4 protein-coding genes are annotated in these 5,215 nt (G+C 65.7%); all 4 read left to right on the top strand.

Annotated features, from left to right (window positions below; translation table 11 throughout):
- Window positions 1-31 precede the first annotated feature (31 nt).
- Window positions 32-865, top strand: coding sequence for a GyrI-like domain-containing protein (locus tag AC1D00_RS25460; RefSeq protein WP_477012544.1), 834 nt, complete (start codon window positions 32-34; stop codon window positions 863-865).
- Window positions 866-1,092: 227 nt separating this feature from the next.
- Window positions 1,093-2,019: an SMP-30/gluconolactonase/LRE family protein gene (locus AC1D00_RS25455; protein WP_404553571.1), complete on the top strand. Its 927-nt coding sequence runs from the start codon at window positions 1,093-1,095 to the stop codon at window positions 2,017-2,019.
- A gap of 201 nt (window positions 2,020-2,220) precedes the next feature.
- The gene (locus AC1D00_RS25450) at window positions 2,221-2,814 is read left to right on the top strand and encodes a GNAT family N-acetyltransferase (protein ID WP_404553572.1); all 594 of its coding nucleotides are present in this window, start codon (window positions 2,221-2,223) and stop codon (window positions 2,812-2,814) included.
- A gap of 14 nt (window positions 2,815-2,828) precedes the next feature.
- Window positions 2,829-4,475, top strand: coding sequence for a GMC family oxidoreductase (locus tag AC1D00_RS25445; protein WP_477012543.1), 1,647 nt, complete (start codon window positions 2,829-2,831; stop codon window positions 4,473-4,475).
- Window positions 4,476-5,215: the final 740 nt, after the last annotated feature.

The raw sequence follows: 5,215 nt of genomic DNA, 5'->3' as shown, positions 1-5,215 counted from the left end.
GGCCGCGCTTCGAACGAGGGCCCGAACCACCATGAATCCAGCCAATCGCGCGCTCTGGTATATCGAGAGCCATCTGGCCGAGCCGATGACGCTCGACGAGATCGCTGCGATATCAGGCGTGTCGCGGTTCCACATCGTGCGTGCGTTTGCCGCAGCCACCGGCCTGCCGGTGATGCGCTACGTGCGCGCGCGGCGGCTGACCGAGGCGGCACGCAGTCTTGCGAACGGCGCGCCGGACATTCTGTCGCTGGCGCTGGAGGCGGATTACGGCTCGCACGAAGCATTCACCCGCGCGTTCCGCGACCAGTTTGGCACCACACCCGAAGCGGTGCGGGCCGCGACGTGCACCGGCCATCTCAAGCTTCAGGAGCCGATCCTCATGGACTCCACCCCGTCAGACACGCTCGCCCCGCCGCGTTTCGAGACCGCAAAGGCCTTCCTCGTCGCCGGCATCAGTGAACGCATCTCCTGCGACAACGGCGCGATCATCCCGGGAATGTGGCACCGCTTCAACCAGGAGGTCGCCGACATTCCGGCGCGTGTCGGCAACGTCGCCTATGGCGTCTGCTGCAACGGCGACGATGCCGGCAATTTCGACTACATCGCCGGTGTCGAGGTCGGCGACTATTCCGACCTGCCGCGCCGCTTCGGCCGCATCCGCATCCCCGAGCAGCGCTATGCGGTGTTCACCCACACCGACCACGTCGCCTCGATCCGGCGCACCGTCAACACGATCTGGAATCAGTGGCTGCCGGCCTCCGGCCTGAAGGCCGCAGACGCGCCGAACTTCGAGCGCTACGACGAAAAGTTCGATCCTGCGACCGGCAATGGCGGTTTCGAGATATGGGTGCCGGTGCGGCAGTAGCATGATCTGGACCCGCTGGCGCAAAGTGCGAAGCGGTTTTCCGAAAAGGTCATGCTCAAACGACAACGCAAGGCGCGATGTCGCGCCTTGCCGCGCAACGCTGGCATACCGTCCCGCTTGCTTGGCAAGCCCCGGTGACTTTGTCATAACCACGGGCAAATCTTGCGTGTGGAGGCCCGTGCCGGACATCCCGTGCAAGCCAGAACAAGCAGCCGGGAGGATCTCAAATGTCTGACGTCCGCGTTCTCGCCACCGACCTCGAATTTCCCGAAGGGCCGGTCGTGATGCCGGACGGCTCGGTGGTGCTGGTGGAGATCCGCGGCCAGCGCCTGACCCGAATCCATCCCGACGGCCGCAAGGAGATCGTCGCCGAGGTGCCGGGCGGGCCGAATGGCGCGGCCCTCGGCCCCGACGGCAAGATCTACATCTGCAACAATGGCGGCTTCTCCTGGATCCCGACCGGCAAGATGATCATGCCGGGCCCGCAGCCGGACGGCTATCTCGGCGGCTCGATCCAGCGCGTCGATCTGCAATCGGGCAAGGTCGAGACCGTCGTGACCAAATGCGGCGAGCACGATCTGCGCGGGCCGAACGATCTGGTGTTCGACAGGCACGGCGGCCTCTGGTTCTCCGATCTCGGCAAGCGCCGCGCGCGCGAGATGGACGTCGGCGGCATGTACTACCTCAAGCCCGGCATGACCGAGATCGTGGAGGTCGTGCACGGCGTGCTGCCGGCCAACGGCATCGGGCTGTCGCCGGACGAAAACACGGTCTACATCGCGGAAACGCCGACGGGGCGGCTCTGGGCCTATGAGCTCTCCGCCCCCGGCACGCTCAAGCCGCGCGAGCCGATCTACCGCGGCGAACGGGGCACGCCGATCTGCGGCCTCGGCGGCTACCAGATGTTCGACTCGCTCGCGGTGGAGGCGAACGGCAATGTCTGCGTCGCCACCCTCGTCTCCGGCTGCATCTCGGTGATCGCGCCGGATGGGACCCTCGTCGAGCAGGTCCCGACCGGCGACCGCGTCACCACCAACATCGCCTTCGGCGGCCCCGGGCTGAAGACCGCCTACATCACGCTGTCAGGCAAGGGCGAGCTGATCGCCATGGACTGGCCGCGCGGCGGTTTGCCTCTCAATTTCCTAAACAAATAAACGGTGCTAGTTACCGTCATTGCGAGAGAGGCAATGCAACCATCAGACCCTCACCCTGAGGAGCGCGCCCTTCGCGCGCGTCTCGAAGGGCGAGGCCACCAGCCGGGCCTTTATCCTTCGAGACGCGCGTTCCGCGCTCCTCAGGATGAGGATCTGGCAGTCCTGCTGCCTCGCCGCACAATGACGTAAGGAGAGACTACAATGCCCTGGCCTGATCCCATCACCCTGCGTGGACAGCACGCCCGTCTCGAGCCGCTGTCGCATCAGCATATCGAGGGGCTGGTGGAGGCCGTGAAGGACGGCGAGCTCTCGAAGCTCTGGTACACCGCGATTCCCCTGCCGGAGAACATGGGCAAGGAGATCGACCGCCGCCTGGCCTTGCAGGCCGCAGGCTCGATGCTGCCGTTCACCGTGTTCGATGCCGGCGGCAACATCGTCGGCATGACGACCTACATGAACATCGATGCCGCCAACCGCCGCGTCGAGATCGGCTCGACCTGGTATGGCAAGAGCGCGCAGCGCGGGCCGCTCAACACGCAGTGCAAGCTGCTGCTGCTCCGGCACGCCTTCGAGACGCTGAACTGTATCGCGGTCGAATTCCGCACGCACTTCTTCAACCACCAGAGTCGCCGCGCCATCGAGCGCCTCGGCGCCAAGCAGGACGGCATTCTGCGCAGCCACCAGGTCGCGCCGAACGGCACGCTGCGCGACACCGTGGTCTACAGCATCACCGCCGCCGAATGGCCGACGGTGCAGACGCATTTGAATTATCAACTCAACGACAAGCCGCGCTGAGCGGCCGAGGCACCATGGACAGATTTGATTATGTGATCGTCGGCGCGGGCTCGGCCGGCTGCGTGCTGACCAGCCGGCTGAGCGAAGATCCGAACGTTAGCGTCTGCGTGCTCGAGGCGGGCCCGAGCGACTGGCACCCGTACATCCATCTGCCGGCGGGCTTCATCAAGACCTTCCACATGAAGAGCATCAACTGGGCCTACCAGCAGGAGCCGGGGCCCTGGACCGGCGGGCGCAGCATCTACGCGCCGCGCGGCAAGACGCTCGGCGGTTCGTCCTCGATCAACGGCCACATCTACAATCGCGGCCAGCGCATGGATTTCGACACCTGGGCGCAGATGGGCAATCGCGGCTGGGGCTATGCCGACGTGCTGCCCTACTTCAAGCGGCTGGAGAAGCGGGTCGGCGAGGGCGAGGACACCTATCGCGGCCGCGACGGCAACCTCATCGTCACCACCATGGACTGGCGCGATCCGCTATGCGAGGCCTTCATGGAGGGCGCGGTCTCGCTCGGCATCCCGCGCAACCCCGACTACAACGGCGCGAAGCAGGAAGGCGTCTCCTACTGCCAGCGCACCATCAACAACGGCTTGCGCGTCTCCGGTTCCACGGCGTTCCTGAAGCCCGCGATGAAGCGGCCGAACGTGCATGTGCACACCCACGCGCACGCGACCGAGATCATCTTCGAGGGCAAGCGCGCCGTCGGCGTGCGCTACACCAAGGGCGGCCGCGGCGGCACGCCGGTGGAAGTGCGCGCCAACAAGGAAGTGATCCTCTCCGGCGGCACCTATAATTCGCCGCAGCTGCTCCAGCTCTCCGGCGTCGGCTCGCCGGACCTGCTGGCCGCGCACGGCATCGCCGTGCGTCACGCTTTGCCCGTCGGCGAAGGCCTGCAGGATCATTACGCGCCGCGCACGGTCGCGCGCGTAAAAGACATCAAGACCATCAACGAGCTTCGCCGCGGTCTCTCGCTCTGGATCGAGGCGCTGAAATGGGCGACCGCGCGTCGCGGCCTGCTCTCGCTGTCGCCGACCATGGTCTATTGCTTCTGGCACTCCGGCGAGAGCGCCGAGAGCTCCGACCTGCAGCTCACCTTTACCCCCGCAAGCTACAAGGAAGGCGTGCAGGGCCAGCTCGAAGACGAGCCCGGCATGACGGTGGCCTCCTGGCAGCAGCGTCCCGAGAGCCGCGGCTATGTCCGCATCCGCTCGGCCGATCCCTTTGYGCCGCCGATCATCCAGACCAACTATCTCGACGCCGAGCTCGACCGCCGCGTCATCGTCGGCGGCATGAAGCTCGCACGGCGCCTCTTGAAGTCCGCGCCGCTGTCGCCCTATTACGCCTACGAGGATTTCCCCGGCCCCAACATCAACACCGACGACGAATTCCTCGCCGCCGCCACCGAACGCGGCACCACCACCTTCCACCCCGGCTGCACCTGCCGCATGGGCCCGGCGGATTCCACCTGGGCGGTGGTCGACGACCAGCTCCGCGTCCACGGGTTGGAAGGTCTGCGCGTGATCGACGCCTCCGTGATGCCGCGCATGATCTCGGCGAACCTCAACGCCTCCACGATGATGATCGCGGATCGTGCCTCGGACCTCATCCGCGGCAAGCAGCCGATGGAGTCCGCGCGCGTGCCGGATGCTGCTGTGGCGTAGGCTTCGTAGGGTGGGTTAGCTGGCGGCTGCGCGAAGCGCAGTCCGCGCGGCGTAACCCACCGCTTCTCTCGACACGGAGACCAAAGAGGTGGGTTACGCTGACGCTAACCCACCCTACGAGCTTTGCTGTGTCGCTCGCCCGTCAACCCCTTCGCACGAAAATATTCCACTTTACCGAAATTCGGAATTGCGGCATACATCGAAACAGCCCGGCCTGACGAAGAGGGGCGGTTCGCGAGTCGTTCGAAACGCGGGCCGGGTTGCGGTGGACGCGGCAGCGTCGTGTGCGAGAGGCTAAGGGCAGGGCGGATTGCTCTCCGTGAGCCCAAAACTTCGTGCGGACGAGCGGCGCTGTGTGCGTACGGCAAAACCGTGTGGTCCTGGCCGTCGTTGCTACGGTCAAGCTCTTGCGAAGGCGGCAGTCGCGTCAACCGGCGCGGTGCCGGTGAATTTCGCGGGAGTGAGGGAGGCCAGAAGGAACTCGGCTCCCGGGAGAGCACGGCATAAGCCGTCCGACCACTGCGCAGGGAAGGCCGTGTGTTTGGCTTCACCTGTATGCCGCTGTGCAGTTCTTCTGCGTGTGCTTTCGCACGGCGGACCGTGGGTGCCAGCCGGCATCCGGCCTTCCCTGCGCCCTCATTTCTGGAGGGCGATGGAGAGACCAAAGCTCGGGCGAAATGCGCCGCGAGGATGAGAAGGTGCGTCTGTGATTCAAAATGCGAACCGGAAGAGCGAAGCCG

Source organism: Bradyrhizobium sp. P2_E8, assembly GCF_056403875.1.
The sequence above is the reverse complement of the archived record's forward strand: the minus strand, read 5'-3'. Positions and strand labels throughout refer to the sequence as shown.

Excerpts from the sequence above, each read along its gene's own strand:
- AC1D00_RS25460 (WP_477012544.1), top strand. The coding sequence starts at position 32 with ATGAATCCAGCCAATCGCGCGCTCTGGTATATCGAGAGCCATCTGGCC.
- AC1D00_RS25455 (WP_404553571.1), top strand. The coding sequence starts at position 1,093 with ATGTCTGACGTCCGCGTTCTCGCCACCGACCTCGAATTTCCCGAAGGG.
- AC1D00_RS25450 (WP_404553572.1), top strand. The coding sequence starts at position 2,221 with ATGCCCTGGCCTGATCCCATCACCCTGCGTGGACAGCACGCCCGTCTC.